The organism is Lysobacter rhizosphaerae (genome assembly GCF_054779795.1).
Map to the genome: position 1 here is coordinate 555682 of NZ_BAAGXO010000007.1, position 17946 is coordinate 573627.

Consider the following 17946-nt stretch of genomic DNA (forward strand, 5'->3'; position numbering starts at 1 on the left):
ACCGGGCCCAAGAGTGCCATGGCTCCGGAATGATTGCCGCCGCAACGATCCCCGATCCCCCGATCGCGCTGGCCGATGCGGCACAATCGGAAGGACCTTCCCGATGCCCCACGCCGGAGCCGTACTCCCATGACGCAAGCCGTCTACCCCGTCCGCGCCGAATTCGCCGCCGGGGCCCGCATCACCCGCGCGCAATACGAGCAGTCGTACACCGCATCGGTGGCGCAGCCGGATGCGTTCTGGGGCCGGGTGGCGGAACGGATCGACTGGTTCCGGCCGCCGACGCAGGTCAAGGACGTGAGCTACCAGCTCGACGATTTCCACATCCACTGGTACGCCGACGGCGAACTCAACGCCAGCGTCAACTGCCTCGACCGCCACCTCGCCACGCGTGGCGACAAGACCGCGCTGATCTTCGAGCGCGACGACCCGACCCAGCCCGCGCAGCACGTCACCTACCGCGACCTGCATGCGCGCGTGTGCCGCCTTGCCAATGCCCTGCGTGCGCTCGGCGTGGCCAAGGGCGACGTCGTCACGATCTACCTGCCGATGATTCCCGAAGCCGCGGTGGCGATGCTCGCCTGCGCACGCATCGGCGCGGTGCATTCGGTGGTGTTCGGCGGCTTCGCACCGCACTCCATCGCCGATCGCGTCCACGACTGCCGCTCCAAGCTGATCATCACCGCCGACGAGGGCCTGCGCGGCGGCAAGAAGGTGCCGCTCAAGGCCAATGTCGACGCCGCATTGAAGCTGCCCGGCACCAACTCGGTCGAAACGGTGCTGGTCGTGCGCCACACGCACGCCGCGGTCGACATGCAGATGCCACGCGACCGCTGGTACGACGCCGTCGTCCACGACCAGCCGGCCACCTGCGAGCCCGAGCGCATGAACGCGGAAGACCCGCTGTTCATCCTCTACACCTCCGGTTCCACTGGCAAACCCAAGGGCGTGCTGCATACCACCGGCGGTTATCTCGTGTGGGCCGCCTACACGCACGAGAGCGTGTTCGACCTGCGCGAGGACGACATCTACTGGTGCACCGCCGATGTCGGCTGGGTCACCGGCCACAGCTACATCGTGTACGGGCCGCTCGCCAACGGCGCCACCTCGCTGGTGTTCGAGGGCGTGCCCAACTACCCGACGGTCTCGCGCTTCTGGGAAGTGATCGACCGCCACAAGGTCACCATCTTCTACACCGCTCCCACCGCGATCCGCGCGCTGATGCGCGAGGGCGAGGCGCCTGTGCAGAAGACCTCGCGCGCATCGCTGCGCCTGCTCGGCACCGTCGGCGAACCGATCAATCCGGAAGCGTGGCGCTGGTATTACGAAGTCGTCGGTGATTCGCGTTGCCCGGTCGTCGATACCTGGTGGCAGACCGAAACCGGCGGCATCCTGATTTCGCCGCTGCCGGGCGCGACCGACCTCAAGCCGGGTTCGGCGACGCTGCCGTTCTTCGGCGTGCAGCCGGCCCTGGTCGACGCCAACGGCGTGCTGCTCGAAGGCGAGGCCGAAGGCAACCTGGTGCTGCTGGATTCCTGGCCCGGGCAGATGCGCACGGTCTTCGGCGACCACCAGCGATTCATCGACACCTACTTCAAGACCTATCCGGGCATGTACTTCACCGGCGACGGCTGCCGCCGCGATGCCGATGGCTATTACTGGATCACCGGCCGCGTCGACGACGTCATCAACGTCAGCGGCCACCGCATCGGCACTGCCGAAGTCGAGAGCGCACTGGTCTCGCATCCGAAGGTGGCCGAAGCCGCGGTCGTCGGCTTCCCGCACGACATCAAGGGCCAGGGCATCTACGCCTACGTCACCCTGATCGCGGGCGAGCGCGAGAGCGAAGAGCTGCGCAAGGAACTGATCGTCCACGTGCGCAACGAGATCGGCCCGATCGCCGCGCCCGATCATCTGCAATGGGCGCCGGGCCTGCCGAAGACCCGCAGCGGCAAGATCATGCGCCGCATCCTGCGCAAGATCGCCGAGAACGCACCGGAGCAGCTTGGCGACACGAGCACGCTCGCGGATCCGTCGGTGGTGGAATCGCTGGTGCAGCAGCGCAGAGTGCCGTAGCGCGATGACTCCTTCCCCCGCTCGCGGGGGAAGGCCGGGATGGGGGCGCTTTGCATACCTCCACCGCCACATACCCCCTCCCCAACCCTCCCCCGCAGGCGGGGGAGGGAGCAAGGCGTAGTGCCGTTACCCCTGCGCTCGGGGGAGGGAGCAATCTTTTCCTTCGCGCGCTCGCGGCTTTTCTCCTTCCCCCGAGCGCGGGGGAAGGCCGGGATGCGGGCTGCAATTCTCCCTCCCCCGCTCGCGGGGGAGGCTGGGATGGGGGCTGCCGCGCCCGCGCACCATCTGCTCCAATCGACCCATGACCCGCGCCCTGCACCTGCCCATCACCCTCGCCCATGCCAAGGGCGCCTACACCGTTCGCCTGTCGATCGGCAGCGGCCAACGCCCCGGCAACTTCGTCCTCGATACCGGCAGCAGCACGCTGGTGGTGTTGCCGCACGCCTACGATCCCGACCAGGACGCCAGCCACACGCCGACCACCTGGGCGCAGGAAGTGCGCTACGGCGGGGGCGTGTGGGCCGGGCCGGTGCTGCGCGCGGACGTGCACTTCGATGGCCTGCACGAAAGCGTGCACCTCGAGGCCGCGCAGTTCTCGCGCGCCCAGGCCCAGGCGCAGGACATGCACGACGCCGACGGCCTGTTTGGCCTCGCCTACAGCGAGCTGGACATCGCACACGACGTGCGCGACTACCTCAGCGAACGCGGTGTCGAGCCACCGCTGACCTGGCCATGGCCGTTCGACCGCGAAGACGAGAACCTCAGCGACTTCGCCACCCTGTTGAAGCAGCAGCCGCGGGTGACATTGACGCCACTGTTCACCGCGCTGGCGGACGCCCATCGCATCGACAACCGCTTCGCGCTGCTGCTGCGCCGGCCGCTGGTGCACGTCGAGGACGACAGCGCCGACGCCACATTGCTCGCCGCCGACCCGCTCAACCAGGGCGTGATGGTGCTCGGCGGCTCCGCCGATCACGACGCGGACCAGCCGCACCGGCTGCACGAGGGCGAATTCGGCAACATCCAGATCGTCCACGACCTCTACTACAACGCGCATCTGGTCGCGGTGCAGGTCGGCGACGGCCCACGCATCGACGCGCCGGCGCTGGATCCGAAGTACGAACACCGCGCCGCCAGCAACGCCTTCTTCGATACCGGCTGCAGCTTCCTGATCCTCGAAGCCACGCTCTATCGCGCCGTGCTCGCCGCCTTCGCGCAACGCGATGCGCGCCTGCCGGCGCTGGTCGAACGCTTCCAGCAGACGTTCGCGCAGCAGCAACAAGGCCTGCCGAACGCCGACGTCGACGCGCTCGACTGGCCCGAGCTGCATTTCTTCCTGCGCGCCCCCGATGGCAGCGAGACCAGGCTCACCTGCACGCAGGAACACTACTGGCCGCGCAACGCGATGCGCGCCGGGCAGGCGTACTGCCTGCTGTCGAGCCAGCTGAAGAACTGGCCGAACCAGACCATCCTCGGCCTGCCGCTGATGGCGGAACGCTATTGCGTGTTCGACCGCAGCGCGCCCAACGGCGGCTGCGTGCGCGTCGCGAAGGCGCGCGGTGCCGATGCGGCGTGGTCGAACTGAGATGGCCGTGCTCGATACACCGCGCCTGCGACTGCGCCCGATGGAAGCGCGCGACGAAGCGATGTTCTGCCACCTCTACACCGATCCCGATGTCATGCGCCGCATCGTCGCGCCGCTGTCGGCCGAAGCGGCATTGGCAAGCTTCCAGCGCGCGTGCGGGCACAACGCGAAGGACACGCCCGGCCACCGCTTCTGGGCCATCGACGACAAAGAGTCGGACACCGCCATCGGCATGGCCGCCCTGCTGCGCACGGGCGACAGCGCCGAACTCGGCGTGATGCTGCGCAATGGCTGGTGGAACCGCGGCGTGTCGAGCGAAGCCTTCGCGCCGCTGCTCGAGCACGCCTTCAACGACCACGCTGGCAACGGCATGGGCCTGGCGTTGGTGTATGCGCAGCGCCCGGACGATGACCACGCCCTGCTCATCGACAAGCTGCTCGCCAGGTTCGGCTTCGTGCGCACGCCGGACAAGGTGACCGACAAGACCCTGTGCCGCTGGGAACTGCCGCGCGCCCACTGGCAGGCGCGCCAGGCGAACTGAGACCGATTTTGCAGAATCAGGCCGGTCGGTTATCGTCCTGACTCTTCCGGGGGGATGGACGAAACGTGTCAACGACTGCTGAAAAGCCGGGCAGCCTGGTCTGCGTCGGCCTGGGGATGATGCTTGGGGCCCATATAGGCCCGCGTGCGCGCAGCCAGATCGAACAGGCCGACGTGGTCTTCGTCGCCGTGTCCGATCCGGTGGTCGAGCTGTGGCTGCAGCAGATGCACCCGGACGTGCGCAGCCTCCAGCCGCATTACGCCGAGGGCAAGCCGCGCCACCAGACCTACCGCGACATGGTCGAGTCCATGCTGGTGGAAGTCCGCGCCGGCCGCACCGTCGTCGGCGCCTTCTACGGCCACCCCGGCGTGTTCGCCAAGGCCCCGCACGACGCCATCGCCCAGGCCCGCCGCGAAGGCTTCGCCGCGCACATGGAGCCTGGCGTCTCCGCCGAGGACTGCCTGTACGCCGACCTCGGCATCGACCCGGGCCGCCTGGGCTGCCAGCACTACGAGGCCAGCCAGCTGATGTTCTACCGGCGCCGGATCGACCCGTCCGCCTACCTGATCCTGTGGCAGGTCGGCATCGCCGGCGACCGCACCTATCGCCGTTTCGCCACCGGCTCCGAATACCGCCGCCTGCTGGTCGAGCGCCTGCGCGAGGACTACCCGGCCGACCATCCGGTCACCGTTTACGAAGCAGCGACGCTGCCGATCACCCAGCCGCGCATGGAGACCGTCGCCCTGCGCGACCTGCCCGACACGCCGCTGTACATGCATTCCACCCTGGTCGTGCCGCCGTGCGAGCCGCTGCAACGCGACGAAGCGATGCTGGCCAGGATCGAAGCGCTGGAGCGAGCGGAAACCGCGGCCACCGAACAGGCCTGACTTTCAACCACCGCAACACCACAAGGAGAGTAGTGATGTCCATCGTGCAGTTCCTCGAAACCCTCGGCGCCGCGCCGAACCAGATGTCCGCCGCCAACTACGCCCATGCCGTGGAAGCGCTGGGGCTGGATGATGCCGCGCGTGATGCCTTGCTGGCGCGGGATGCCAACGCGGTCAATCGAGTGATCGGTGGTCGTACCGAAACCCGTTGCTTCGTTTTTGTTCCCGATTGATTTGAATAGAGCCGAAGCGGCCGAGCGCCGCTTCGGCGTTAACACCCGCGGTCCAACCAACGAGTAGTAGGAGTCGAAGATGTCGAATGTCGTGCAGTTCCTGGAAGCTCTCGCCCGCAACCCCAAGCCGCTGTCGCACGAAGAGTTCATAGCAGCCGTCGTGGGCGCCAACCTCGATCCCGTCATCCGAAAGGCATTGCTGGAACGTGACGTCCAAGGCCTGAGCCGGGAGCTTGGCGGTCGTAGCGCCATGTTCTGCGCGATTTTTCCCGCCGACAACGAAGAACCCAACGAAGGCGAGGAACAGGAAGACGGCGGAGAAGCGCCGGAGCAGGAAACGACTTCCCGCGCAGCCTGAAATCACGCGGACCAGCTTCTGCCACGACGGCGGACGAGATCACCAATAGAGATGCATTGGCCAGCAAGGGAAAGCGCTCATGACGATCGTGTCGATGAAGAAATTGCTGATGGGTTTTTGTTTGGCGATGCTGTTGCCGCTGTCGGCACACGCCAGCGAGGACATTGGCAGCTTGTTGAAACAAGCCGAGTCGGCACGCAGCACTGATCCCAAGGCCTTTGCATCGGCGCTGGACGAAATCGAAAAGGTAAAGGCCGCTGCTAGCCCCAGCCAGCAGTGGCAGTTCCGTCTGCTTAGGGCCTATCAGTCTGCGATGAGGGGCAGGTATGACGCCGCCATCCAGCAAGCGCTCGAGGTGCACAAGGAGACGTCGGACGTAGCAATCAAGTTCAGGGCTGGCCTGCTGGTCGCCAATACCGCCGCGATCACCCGGGACTTTTCCCTGGGTTTGCGCCACCTTGAGTCGGCGCTGGCCATGCAGGATCTTATACAGGACAGCGAACTCCGCCAGACCGGATTCGGCGTCGCCGCGCTTCTGTACAACCAGCATGGCCAATACGCCCTCGCCCAGCACTACGCAGACCAGGTCTTATCGCAAGACCCGGCACCAAGGAACCGCTGTTTCGCCAGGCAGATTCGCGTGGAGGCACTCCACGGCCTGGGCTCTGAACTGGACGAGGATGAAATCAACGCGGGCATCGCCGATTGCGAGGCGCAACGGGAATTCATCATCTCCAATCTCCTCCGCGGATACCTGGCGCGTCGCTGGGCTGCAAAGGGACAGACTGATCGCGCGATTGAACTGCTCGAATCGCACCTCGCAGAGGTGGAGGCCTCCCATTACCCGCGCCTTGTCGGCGAAATTCATGGGTTGCTCGCCGAATATCGCCTGATCCTGGGTGATGTCCAAGGCGCCGAAAGGCATGCGCGCTCCGCACTGGCAGGCGGTGGCAACGATGCCTACTCGCTGCCGCTGGTGACGGCACATAAGGTGCTTTATGAGGTTGCGCTTCGCCGTAAAGACCTGGCTACGGCATTGGACCAGTACCGTCGCTATGCCGAAGCGGACAAGGCCCGCCTGGATGAGATCAAGGCGCGTGAGTTTGCCTTCCAGCTCAGCCGCAACGAACTGCAGCAGAAGAACCAGGCGATCGAATTGCTGCAGCGTCAGAACGACGTGCTGCGCCTGCAGCAGGAAGTCGCCAAGAAGTCGGCGATCAACAACCGCCTGCTGGTGCTGATGCTGCTGCTGGTGCTCGGCGTGGGCACCTACTGGGCCTACAAGATCAAGCGCGTGCAGGTGATGTTCCGCAAGCAGGCGCAGGTGGACAGCCTCACCGGAATCTTCAACCGCGGCCACTTCCGCGCGCAGGCCGAGGCGCAACTGGCGCGTTGCGAGGCCGCCGAGCGCGAGGCCGCACTGGTGCTGCTCGACCTCGACAACTTCAAGCGCATCAACGACCGCCACGGCCACGCCACCGGCGACTGGGTGCTGCGCCAGGTGGCCGCGGCGTGCCACGCCTCGTGCCGCGAGGGCGACCTGTTCGGCCGCCTGGGTGGCGAGGAATTCGCCATCCTCTCCTGCGGCGGCGACCTGCACACGGCCGAACGCATCGCGCAGAAGTGCCGCGAGTACCTCGCCGCGATCGATGCGTCGGCGATCGACGGCGGCATTCCCGCGATCACCGCCAGCTTCGGCTGCGCCAGCACGAACCTGTGCGGCCACAGCTTCGAGCAACTCTTCATGCACGCCGACCGCGCCATGTATCGCGCCAAGGCGGAAGGCCGCGACCGCATCTGCATGCACGAGGACAACCGCCCGGTGCCGCTGCGCCTGCACGTGCCGGCGTAACCGCGCGACCCGCCCGGGCGGGAGGTTCCGACAACAGCGAAGCGATGGCTTCGCTGTTGTTTTTTGGGCGACAGGAAATCGCGCCGCGAGGTTGGCGGCGCCGTGGGCTTATGGACGCACGCGCGCCGCGTAGCCGGCCTGCATTTCGGCCAGGTCCAGGTTGCCGTCGTTGTTGCGGTCGAGCCAGCCGAAGCGCAGTTCGGTGGAGCGGCGGAGTTCGGCATCGTCGAGTTCGCCATCGGCATCCAGGTCGGCGATCACGATGCGGTCGGCGGCGGAAGTCGAACCGGGCTCCACTGCCCCCAGGCCCGCCTGCAGCTCGGCGGCCGACAGGCGGTGGTTGTGGTCAGCGTCCATCGTCTCGAATGCGACATCGCTGTCGTATTCGTACTTGCTCAGGACGCCGTCCTGGTTGACGTCGAGGAAGGTGAAGCGGGCCTGCGCCCCGGCGGGCAGCGTGCTGCGGGGCTTGGACCCGGTGCCCGGGTCGCCGGCGAGCGCGGGCATCGCGAGGGCAAGTGCGAACGTCAGCACGGCGAGGCGCGGAAGGGCGGCAGGCATGGCGGGCTCCGGGAGCAGGTAGGTGTTGCAGGGAGCAACGCCGTAGCCGTCGCGAACCGGCCGTGAGCGGCCGCGCACGGCCTTAACGAGCCGCGGTGCAGCATGGCGCGACCTTTCCCCGGGAGACCTGCATGAGCCAGTACGCCATTGCCGTGTTCGTCGGCAGCCTGCGCCGCGATTCCTTCAACCGGAAGCTCGCCACCGCGCTGGCCCGGCTCGCGCCCGCGGAATTCCGCTTCAACCAGCTCGAGATCGGCGACCTGCCGCTGTACAACCAGGACGACGACGCGCACCAGGCGCCGCAGGTGTTGCGCCTCAAGACGGAGGTCAAGGCCGCCAACGGCCTGATCTTCGTCACCCCCGAGTACAACCGCTCGATGCCGGGCGTGCTGAAGAACGCGATCGACCACGCCTCGCGCCCGTACGGACAGAGCGCGTTCGCGGGCAAGGCCGCGGGCGTGATCGGCATTTCGGTCGGCTCGATCGGTACCGCGCTGGCGCAGCAGCACCTGCGCAACACGCTCGCCTATCTGGACGTGGCCACGCTCGGCCAGCCGGAGGCGTTCCTCCAGGCCACGGAGGGCTTCTTCGACAACGACGGCAACATCGGCGCGGCCAGCCGCGGTTTCGTGCAGGGCTGGATGGACAAGTACGTCGCCTTCATCCGCGCACGCGCGGGCTGAGGGAATCCCGATCCGCGCGCGGATCGGGATTTGTTGCGATGCGGCGTGCACCCGCGGGAGCGGGTGGGCACGATGCGCGCGCCGCATGGGCCGCGGCAGGAGTGGAGACCGGGGCCGGTCGTCCACTCGCCGTCACCTTCCGTACCGACTCTTCGGCGCTGTGCAGGCCGATGCGCTGGTGTGCTGCCGCCTGGCAGGCATCGCGGGGCCGGCACGCAGAGGACGCGAAAGCACAAGGATGTCCGACCCTCGCCACGCCTGCCGTCGCGAAGGAAGGCCCGCGCTCTCGCCCCGGGGTGATGACACCTGTCGTCCCTCAGCCCCGGAATCACGCATGCAGCCCGCCCACTCCCCGCCCGCCCCGCGCCGTTGCCACGGTGCGTCCGTGCCGTTCGCGTCCATGCCGTTCGCGCGCATGCCGTTAGAGCCCATGCCGTCCTGACGAAATCCGTTTGCCCGCAGGCCCAGGCCCGCGGGTGGATCTCCGTTGAACGCGCGCCGGCAGCGCTCACGGTGTGCAGTAGCTGCAGTTTCTTGAAGCGATGGCCTCCCTTTGGCCGTCCATGGCAATCCGATTCCGCCCGGTGTCCCGCCCATCCGAGTCCGCCATGCCTGTTGGGTCCAGGCAACCGACGCCGCGCAAAGACAAGACGCGACGCGCCGGCGGCGGTCTCGACATCCCATCGTTACCCAAGTTCGTTACCCAAGGAGAGAGTTGTGGAACGCAGCAAGTTGAACCTACTCGCGCTGTCGCCGTTGGCGCTCGCGCTCGTGTGCGGTACCGCGCTGGCGGCATCGCACGTCGACCTGCACAAGCAGGACGCCAAGCAGATGGAGGCCCAGTACAAGGCCGCCACCGCGCATGCAGGCGCCGCCGCCGATGCCGCCGACCGCCACGCCGAAATGCTGGGCCTGGACGCCGAGTCCAGCCTCAAGCTGCTCGGCACCGACACCAGCAACGGCACCGTCCGCCGCTACCAGCAGACCTTCCGCGGCCTGCCGGTGTTCGGCGAACAGGTGATCGTCGCCGAAGACCGCAACGGCAACGTGCGCACCATGTTCGGCCAGCGCGTCGATGGCCTCGCACGTGAGATCCCGGCGGCCGCCGCCAAGCTCGACAAGGGCCAGGCGCTGGCGATCGGCAAGCAGGCCGGCCTGGGCAACCGCCTCGCCACGCTGCGCACCGAGAACGAGAAGTCGGAACAGATGGTCTGGGTCGACGGCAACGACCGCGCGCACCTGGTCTACGTCGTGTCCTACTTCGCCGACTCCTCGCAGGGCGGCGCGCCGACGCGTCCGTTCGTGATCGTCGATGCCAACAACGGCAAGGTGCTCAAGCAGTGGGAAGGCCTCACCCACGCCGACATCGGCACCGGCCCCGGCGGCAACGCCAAGACCGGCCAGTACGAGTGGGGTTCGGGCGGCATCTACGGCTTCCTCGACGTGGTCCAGAGCGGCACCACCTGCACGATGAGCAACACCAACGTGAAGTCGGTGAACCTCAACGGCAGCACCGGCACCAGCACCACGGCGTGGACCTACACCTGCCCGCGCAACACCACCAAGGCCATCAACGGCGCCTACGCACCGATCAACGACGCGCACTTCTTCGGCGGCGTGATCACCAAGATGTACCCGGCCTACACCGGCTACAACGCACTGAACTTCCAGCTGATCATGCGCGTGCATTACGGCACGAGCTATGAGAACGCGTTCTGGAACGGCTCCAACATGAGCTTCGGCGACGGTGCCACCACGTTCTATCCGCTGGTCAGCGTCGACGTGGCCGGCCACGAGGTCTCGCACGGCTTCACCGAGCAGCACTCCAACCTGACCTACTCGGGCATGTCGGGCGGCATGAACGAAGCCTTCTCCGACATGGGCGGCGAAGCCACCGAGTTCTACTGGAAGGGCAGCAACGACTTCGACGTGGGCCGCGACATCTTCAAGTCGGGCTCGGGCGCGCTGCGTTACATGTGCAACCCGACCGCCGACGGCGGCTCGATCGACAATGCCGCCAACTACACCTCCAGCCTGGACGTGCATTACTCCTCGGGCGTGTACAACAAGGCGTTCTGCAACCTCGCCAAGACCGCCGGCTGGGATACGCCGAAGGCGTTCAAGGTGATGGCGCGCGCCAACGCGCTGTACTGGACCGCGAGCTCCACCTTCAACCAGGGTGCGTGCGGTGTTGAAACCGCGGCGACCGACCTGGGCCTCAACAAGGCCGACGTGACCGCGGCGTTCACTGCCGTGGGCGTGAGCTGCACGGGTGGTGGCGGTGGCGGCACGGTGACAGCGCTGAGCAATGGCGTCGCGGCGACCGGCATCGGTGCCTCGGCAGGTGCGGACAAGTTCTACAAGCTGGACGTGCCGGCCGGTGCGACCAACCTGAAGTTCGTCACCGCCGGCGGCACCGGCGACGCCGACCTGTACGTCAAGTTCGGCGCGCAGCCGACCACCACGTCGTACGACTGCAAGTCCGAAGGCAGCACCACCGCCGAGACCTGCAACATCACCACCGCGCAGGCCGGCACGTACTACGTGACGGTCCACGGCTACAGCACCTACTCGGGCATGAGCCTGACCGGCAGCTACAGCACTGGCGGTGGCGGTAGCACGCAGACCTACAGCAATACGACCGACTACGCGATCAACGACAACGCCACGGTGGATTCGCCGATCACGGTCTCCGGCCGTACCGGCAACGCCCCGAGCAATGCGTCGGTGACGGTGGCGATCGTGCACACCTACATCGGTGACCTGAAGGTCGACCTCGTGGCCCCGGATGGCACGCTCTACAACATCCACAACCACACCGGGTCGAGCACCGACAACATCAACAAGACGGTGACGCTGAACCTGTCGACCGAGGCGCTCAACGGCACCTGGAAGTTGCGCGTCAACGACAACGCCGCCGGCGACACCGGCAAGATCGACAGCTGGAGCGTCACGTTCTGATGGGACGGGTTCCATCTTCCGTGTGATGCAGAGCCCCGGCCTTTGGCCGGGGCTTTTTTTGCGGCTGCTCAGCCGCGCTCGCTGCGACAGCCTTACTGTTCCGACCCGGCCATCAGGTACTGCTCGACCAGCGTCTGGGAGAGGGACACTTCCCGCATCGCTGTCGTCACCAGTCCCTCGAATGCGGCATCGTCGGCCTTCGGCGACAGTGCGGCCCTTTCGATCTCTTCCAGCGCATGGCCCGCGGCCTGCTGTCCAAGTTGCGAGCAGGCGGACTTGAGCCTGTGGGCCATCTCGCCTGCCAGCCGGCGATCGCCGCGTTGCGCTGCGTTCTCCAGCGCCTGCATGTCCGTGCGCGTCGTATCGATGAACATCTCCAGTATCCGCCGGAAGTTATTGCGGTTGCCCTGGAGCAGATCCAGCAGGTCCGTGAGTGCCGCCTCCGCGGTCGCGGACGGCGGCTCCACCGCTTTCGTGGTTCCGTCCGGTTCGGCGGCAGGCAGCAGCTCGGTCAGTTTGTCGTTCAGTGCGTCCAGCGACAGGGGCTTGGACAGAAAGCCATCCATGCCCATCGCGAGACAGCGATCCCGTTCGCCTGCCAGCACGCCGGCGGTGATCATCACGATCTTGAGGCGCGCTCCTCCCTGGCGCGCTCCCTCTTGGCGCTCCTGTTCGCGAATGCGTGCGGCCAACTGATAGCCGTCCAGCCGCGGCATCTGTGCGTCCGTAAGCAGCAGGCCGTAACGCCCTGGGTGGTGTTGCAACAGAGCCCAGGCTTCCTCGCCGTCCTCGGCGATGTCGCAGGCATGACCCAATCGTTCGAGCTGCCGCGAGAACACTTCGCGATTTATGGGATTGTCTTCGGCCAGCAGTATTCGTGCGCTCGCAGGCGCCTCGCCACGACTTGCCGCTGGCGGCGCGACTACCATGCGTTCGGGTGGGATGGCAGTGCGGATCGTTCTGCGTCCCAGCGCCCGTTCGATGCCACCGACCAGCGTCTGCGACGTCAGCGGACTCCCTTCGACGAACACGACGTGTACCCGGGACTCGGGCGGAAGGACCTGTTCCGTCGCAATCGCGACGACGGGAACGCGCGTGGCCGACAACCGTTCGCATAGCGACGGGAGATCATCCCCATCGATCGCTTGCGGTTCGATCAACACGACGTCGATGCGAGGTTCCTGTGCGTTTGTAATCCGCAGCAGGGCGGCATCGGCGTCCCCGACAAACTCGACCTCGGCCCCGAGCCAGCGCAAGGGTTCGCGCAGGTACTTGTTCCGCTCCGGAGCGACGATCGCCAGCGCGCGCAGCCCCTGCAGGAAAAGCACCTCGGCACGCGCAGCGACAACGGCCTGGACCGGAAGCAGGAAACTGAAACAGGTGCCTTTACCGACCTCGCTCCGGCATTCGACGCGGCCGCCCATGACTTCGGCCAGATGCTTGACGATGCTCAGGCCCAGCCCGCTGCCGCCGAAGCGGCGTGCCGTGGCGGCGGACGCCTGCTGGAACGGCTGGAACAGGTTCCGCACCGTCTCCTCGTCCATGCCGATGCCGGTATCGGTCACGGTGAATCGCAATTCACCCGGCGCATCCATGTGCACGGCCATCTCCACCCGGCCCCGCTCGGTGAACTTGATGGCGTTGCTCAACAGGTTGCCGAGAATCTGGCGCAGGCGCACCCAGTCGCCCACGATGCTGGCAGGAACATCGGGGGCCACATGGAGATCGAGGCGAAGGCCGCGATCTACAGCTTGCAGCCTGAGGCTGCCTGCGGCCGCATCGACCAGGTCGCGGACTGGAACGTCCGCGTGTTCCAGTTCCAGCTTGCCCGCTTCGATCTTGGACAGATCGAGGAAGTCGTTGACGATCGACAACAGGATGAAGGCCGAGTCGCGGCACATCGCCAGCATCCTGCGCTGCTCGTCGTTCAACGAAGTGCCGTCCAACAGCTCGATCATGCCCACGACGCCGTTCAAAGGCGTGCGGATCTCATGGCTGATGACGGCCAGGAATTGCCCTCGTACTTCCGCCTGCATGCGCAGTTGCTCGGTCTTGAGCCGCATCTCCTGGTCGGCGCGTTCCTGGGTGATGTCGTGCAGCATCCCCGTGAACCTGTCGGGTGCTTCGGCGGCGTCCTGCACGATGAATTGACCGCGAAGCCGGACCCACCTCCAACCGTTGGCGGCGCTACGGCGCCGGCATTCGATCTGCAGATCCGGTGTGTGCTCTTGTTGCAACGCCTCGAGGTAGTGCCTCACCGGCTCGATGTCATCGGGGTGAATCAGGTCGAGATAGGCGGGAATGCTGTGCGACTCGCTGGAATGACGGGACGCCTCCTCGCCTCCCGTCTCGGTGACCTGGTTCTTCTGGAAATCGATTTCGAACATGACGTCGCCGGACGCGGCCATGGCCAGGCTCAGGCGCTCGTCCTTTGCACGCAGTAGGCGGACGTATTCGCGACGGCGACGGCGCCTGACGACATAGGAGCGCACTAGCCATCCAAGCGCTGCGGCGATCGCCAGCAGATACGCGAAGTAGGCCCAGGGGGTGCGCCAGATCGGTGGCGCAATGCCTACAGGGAGCGATAGCTCCGTGGTTCGATGCTCCGCTTCATCCAGCCGGCTGACTTCCAGCCGGTAATCACCCGGAGGCAACTGGTGATAACCGATGGTCAGGTTCGCCGGCATGCTTTGCCAGTGATCGTCCAGACCTGCCAGGCGATAGAACAGGTTGCGCGGGTCGCCCAGCGTCGCAAACGTGAAGGTCAGGCGTCGATCGAGGTACCGGGCGTGGATCCCCGGCAGGTCGCGTCCACGCAGGTTGATGATCGTGGAGTCGCCCACCTGGTAAGCGCTGAGCACAGTGGAATGAGGCCTGGCCACTTGCAGCCGGTCCAGGTCGATACGCCACAAGCCTTCGTTGGTACCGAAGTACAGCTTGCCGTCGCTACCCAGGATCCCCGCATCGCCGCTGGTGGCGATATCCGGTAGGCCATCCACGGGCAGATAGGGCTGGAATCGATCATGACGCGAATCCCAGCGTGCGATTCCTCGATCGGTGGTCACCCACAACGCGCCCGTCCGGTCACTCAGCATCGAAGTGATGCCGGAGGCCGGCAGACCGTCCGCGCGATCGTATCGGCGGAAATGGATGGCGCCATCGCGGCCGACGATCATCCGGTCGAGGCCGGACAGGGTCGCCACCCATACGCGGCCGGCGGGATCGGTATACGCCTCCGTGACAGTGGTGTCGGACAGGCTCTGCGGATTGCCTCGCTCCGACACGAACTGTCGCACCACCTCTCCCGAGTCGGGCCGGTATTGGAACAACCCGTTCGTCGAAGCTACCCAAAGCGTGCCATCGGGTCCCTCCTCCACGCTGTAGGTGCCAACGAACACAAACGGCTGGCCTTCCCTATGCGCAGTCACTTCACGCAACACCTGGGATCCGGGAAGCAGCACGGCCAGTCCATCCGCGTGGGGTGCCCAGACACGGCCCCGACTGTCGAGAGTGGTTCCGAGCATGTCGTGCGGAGAGGGAATCAGGGTCGGGTTGCCGGGCCTCCAGTGCAGCACACCTCCCACTATTGCCATCCAGATCCCGTCCGCTCCATCACCGATGGGTCGGCGCACGAAAAACTTGGACGTAAGTTTGAGACGATCGAATTGAGGGCTGAGGTCCGATAGCTGTCCGGTGGCCAGGTCGAGTCGGCCCATTCCGCCCTCGCAAGGCGTGACGAACAACTGGCGTCCTGCGTTTTCATACAAGCCGCAGATGGCGTCGGGAAGCTTGCCCAACTCCATGCGGGTCACCCCGCTGCGCAGCCGTACCCGGCTCACGCCGCCGAAAATGCCTCCGATCCAGAGGTCGCCATCGGGGCTGATCCTCATGGCCCTGATGATTTTGACTTGCAGCCCTAGTGGATCGCCGGGGCGGTAGCGATACCGATGCAGCTCCCCACGGGTCGTGTCGAGGCGGTACAGCCCTTCCGCAGTCCCTATCCACAGCGTGCCGTTGCGCTCGGCGGCGAGGCGCCAGATGGGGGCCACGGGACTATCGATGCGACGCAGCGTGGAACTGGCGATGTCGAGCCTCCATAGCTGCACTCCGGTCCACCGCGACACCCACAGGCCCTTGTCATCCGACGCCATGACGAGGCTGCCGGTCGTGTTCGGGACCGGTAGACGGGCGACGAAGCGGAGTGACCCCGGGGCATTGGTTTCCATCATCCCGATCTGAAAATCGTCGGTAATCACGAACACGCGCCGTCCATCGGGACTCATGTTCATCCGGAAGACCTTGGCCATGGGGCGCAACACCTGGCCAGTGGCAGGGTCGTACCTGAGCAGGCCAATATCGGTAGCCAGCCAGAGACGACCGTAGGCATCGCCGTGCATCCGCTCAATTTTTTGTGGAGCGCCAACACCCGCCACGTCGATCGGCGCCACGGTGAGACGGCCTGTCACCATGCTCAGGCGCTGTATCGTTGCGTTCTCGAAGGCGAGCCACAACGCGTCGGGAGTCTCTGCAAGTCGAATCACCCTTTGACTCGCCAGAGAATCGGGCCGATTCGCATCGCGTTCGATGCTGTACAAGTTGCGGCCATCGAAGCGGTGAAGTCCTGTGTCGTTGGCGATCCAGACGAAGCCGTGCCGGTCCACCAGGATGTCGTTGGTCGACGGGCTCATCAGGCCACGCGCACGATCAAGCGTTTCGAACAACGGCGATTCGTTTTCGACCAGCCGGATCGATGTGGGTGCGGGCGCGGGTGCAGGTGCAGGTGCAGGTGTGGTGGCCGGGGGAGGCGCCGCGTTGGCCAGCCCGTGCGCCGCAAGGATTCCGCCCGACAGCAACGCTAGAAACCACCAGCGGCATGGCGCGAATCGCATGAGAGCCTACCTACCTGGAAGGCGCTTGGCTGTCGGCTCAGGGCAGCTTGTGGACGGGCGACCCCCCTGTCAAGCCGCTGTCTGGAACGGCTTCGGCGCCTGCCTGCGCCGCGATGGCGGCGCGCTTTTCGGGCACGCAAAAAGAAAGCCCGCCTTGCGGCGGGCTTCGGTACTGCTTCGAACAAGCCGGTCGGAAACCGGCCAGAAGACTTACTTGATCTTGCCTTCCTTGTAGATCACATGCTTGCGAACGACGGGGTCGTACTTCTTGACCTCCATCTTGTTCGGCGTGTTCTTCTTGTTCTTGTCCGTGGTGTAGAAGTGGCCGGTGTTGGCCGAGGAGATCAGGCGGATCTTGTCGCGCTTGGAAGCCATGATTCAGATCCTCCTCAGATCTTCTCGCCGCGTGCACGCAGCTGGGCAAGGACGGAGTCGATGCCGTTCTTGTCGATGGTGCGCAGGGCAGCGGTGGAAAGACGCAGCTTCACCCAGCGGTTTTCGCTGGCAACCCAGAACCGGCGTTCATGCAGGTTCGGGAGGAAACGGCGGCGGGTCTTGTTGTTGGCGTGCGAGACGTTGTTACCCGCCTGCACGCGCTTGCCGGTTACTTGGCATACGCGGGACATACGCACCTCGAGAGGTAATTGATTGCTTCCCTTGGCCAGGGAGGCGGCGGCCCCTCCGCCCGCGGTGGATTGCGGCGGCACACGATGAGGGTGGGTGGCTCCAGAACGGAGTTCCCGCTGCCGGCGGCGGGTCGGAATCGTGCTTCCGGGTCCCGCCCGGGCGAGGTCCAGCTCCATGGGAGCAGGCCGACCGGACGCAGCGAGCCGCGCATTATGCAGCGCCAAGGGGGATCGCGCCAGCCCGGATGCCGGGCGCGCCGCAGCGCTGCGTACCTGAACGCCCTGGCTTTTGACGGGCCGGGCCGTCCGGGACGTGTGGACTACCCGCCCCCGGGGAGGGTCAGTGGGACGCCTTGTCCCGGTGCCAGCCGCGGTGCTGGATGTCCAGGTACAGGCTGTAGGCGGCGGTGAAGGCCGGGAACAGGTTCTGGATCACGCCCACCGAGTCCTGCTTGGCCGAGAACACGAAGTAGCCCAGGGTCATTACGCTCCCCACCAGGCTCATGTACCAGAACAGACGCGGGATCACCGGCTTGCCATGCTTGCGCGAGGCCAGGAACTGCACCAGCCAGCGCCCGCCGAACATCAGCGCGCCGGTCAGCCCGATCAGCTTCCAGGGCGACATGTGCAGCCCGGTCCAGGCCAGCCAGGCGATCGGGGCATTCATGATGTCGGCGCCACCGGCAGCGGTGGC

At 66.0% G+C, this 17946-nt stretch carries 14 protein-coding genes; 9 read left to right on the top strand and 5 right to left on the bottom strand.

The window, feature by feature from the left end; translation table 11 throughout:
• The first annotated feature begins 129 nt into the window (after positions 1-129).
• The 7 genes from acs (at position 130) to ACYVGE_RS11645 (ending at position 7532) form a co-directional block, all read left to right on the top strand.
• Positions 130-2076, top strand: a complete 1947-nt coding sequence (gene acs / locus ACYVGE_RS11615) for an acetate--CoA ligase (protein ID WP_460730039.1) — start codon at positions 130-132, stop codon at positions 2074-2076.
• A gap of 301 nt (positions 2077-2377) precedes the next feature.
• Positions 2378-3661: a pepsin-like aspartic protease gene (locus ACYVGE_RS11620; RefSeq protein WP_460730041.1), complete on the top strand. Its 1284-nt coding sequence runs from the start codon at positions 2378-2380 to the stop codon at positions 3659-3661.
• Between the two features lies 1 nt (position 3662).
• Positions 3663-4202: a GNAT family N-acetyltransferase gene (locus ACYVGE_RS11625; protein WP_460730043.1), complete on the top strand. Its 540-nt coding sequence runs from the start codon at positions 3663-3665 to the stop codon at positions 4200-4202.
• A 65-nt stretch (positions 4203-4267) separates the two neighbouring features.
• Complete coding sequence (locus ACYVGE_RS11630) at positions 4268-5089, top strand: SAM-dependent methyltransferase (RefSeq protein ID WP_460730045.1); 822 nt, start codon at positions 4268-4270, stop codon at positions 5087-5089.
• Positions 5090-5124: 35 nt separating this feature from the next.
• Complete coding sequence (locus ACYVGE_RS11635; RefSeq protein ID WP_460730046.1) at positions 5125-5322, top strand: hypothetical protein; 198 nt, start codon at positions 5125-5127, stop codon at positions 5320-5322.
• Positions 5323-5401: 79 nt separating this feature from the next.
• Positions 5402-5680 (top strand): hypothetical protein, encoded by a 279-nt coding sequence (locus ACYVGE_RS11640; protein ID WP_460730048.1) that lies wholly within the window; start codon positions 5402-5404, stop codon positions 5678-5680.
• 79 nt (positions 5681-5759) lie between these two features.
• Positions 5760-7532, top strand: coding sequence for a GGDEF domain-containing protein (locus tag ACYVGE_RS11645; protein WP_460730050.1), 1773 nt, complete (start codon positions 5760-5762; stop codon positions 7530-7532).
• Between the two features lie 108 nt (positions 7533-7640).
• Here the strand turns inward: ACYVGE_RS11645 and ACYVGE_RS11650 are convergent, their stop codons facing one another.
• A complete protein-coding gene (locus tag ACYVGE_RS11650) occupies positions 7641-8093 on the bottom strand; it encodes an EF-hand domain-containing protein (protein ID WP_460730052.1) in 453 nt (150 codons plus the stop codon).
• 131 nt (positions 8094-8224) lie between these two features.
• Here ACYVGE_RS11650 and ACYVGE_RS11655 point away from each other — a divergent pair, with 131 nt between their 5' ends.
• Together ACYVGE_RS11655 and ACYVGE_RS11660 are read left to right on the top strand one after the other, a co-directional pair.
• A complete protein-coding gene (locus tag ACYVGE_RS11655) occupies positions 8225-8776 on the top strand; it encodes an NADPH-dependent FMN reductase (RefSeq protein WP_460730054.1) in 552 nt (183 codons plus the stop codon).
• Between the two features lie 717 nt (positions 8777-9493).
• A complete protein-coding gene (locus ACYVGE_RS11660) occupies positions 9494-11737 on the top strand; it encodes a M4 family metallopeptidase (protein WP_460730056.1) in 2244 nt (747 codons plus the stop codon).
• 92 nt (positions 11738-11829) lie between these two features.
• Here the strand turns inward: ACYVGE_RS11660 and ACYVGE_RS11665 are convergent, their stop codons facing one another.
• From ACYVGE_RS11665 to ACYVGE_RS11680, 4 genes are all read right to left on the bottom strand, one after another.
• Positions 11830-16626: an ATP-binding protein gene (locus ACYVGE_RS11665; RefSeq protein ID WP_460730058.1), complete on the bottom strand. Its 4797-nt coding sequence runs from the start codon at positions 16624-16626 to the stop codon at positions 11830-11832.
• A gap of 210 nt (positions 16627-16836) precedes the next feature.
• Positions 16837-17004, bottom strand: coding sequence for a 50S ribosomal protein L33 (rpmG, locus tag ACYVGE_RS11670; RefSeq protein WP_175489134.1), 168 nt, complete (start codon positions 17002-17004; stop codon positions 16837-16839).
• 11 nt (positions 17005-17015) lie between these two features.
• The gene (rpmB, locus tag ACYVGE_RS11675) at positions 17016-17252 is read right to left on the bottom strand and encodes a 50S ribosomal protein L28 (protein WP_310054639.1); all 237 of its coding nucleotides are present in this window, start codon (positions 17250-17252) and stop codon (positions 17016-17018) included.
• A 340-nt stretch (positions 17253-17592) separates the two neighbouring features.
• Complete coding sequence (locus tag ACYVGE_RS11680) at positions 17593-17919, bottom strand: lipid-A-disaccharide synthase N-terminal domain-containing protein (protein ID WP_457097205.1); 327 nt, start codon at positions 17917-17919, stop codon at positions 17593-17595.
• Positions 17920-17946: the final 27 nt, after the last annotated feature.